Genomic DNA, 379 nt, shown 5'->3' on the forward strand with positions numbered 1-379 from the left:
GGTCATCGGCCGACGCGCGCGTCCGGATGCGCGCGGCCCGTGGCCGGGTCGCGCACCAGCAGGACCCGGAACGGCACGCCGCGTTCGACGCCCTCCTCGCCGACTCGGCCGAGCTCGCCCCGCGCGCGTTCCACAGCGACATCGCCCGCAGCCGCGTCGCCTACGCCCTCTACGGGCCCGCCTCCCGGCTCGTGGCGCGCGGATCCTTCGTGCACGTCGACGGGCTCCGGTCGATCCGCCGCAGCTGGACGCCCGTGGAGCTCGCCCTCCGCGTGCCCGCCGGCTGGCGCGTCGAGGGCGCCGTGCCGTTCCGGGTCCTGCTGGTGCGCGACCCGGCCACGGGCCGCGCGCATCCGGACGCGCGCGTCGGCCGATGACC

Annotated in this window: 1 protein-coding gene; it reads left to right on the top strand. The window is 78.6% G+C overall.

Annotated elements, in window-relative coordinates:
• A partial coding sequence (locus DZG00_RS16580) for a class I SAM-dependent methyltransferase (protein ID WP_511172850.1) occupies window positions 1-377 on the top strand: 377 nt, incomplete at its 5' end.
• Window positions 378-379 lie beyond the last annotated feature (2 nt).

It is taken from the genome of Clavibacter lycopersici (assembly GCF_003576405.1).
Lineage (GTDB): Bacteria > Actinomycetota > Actinomycetes > Actinomycetales > Microbacteriaceae > Clavibacter > Clavibacter lycopersici.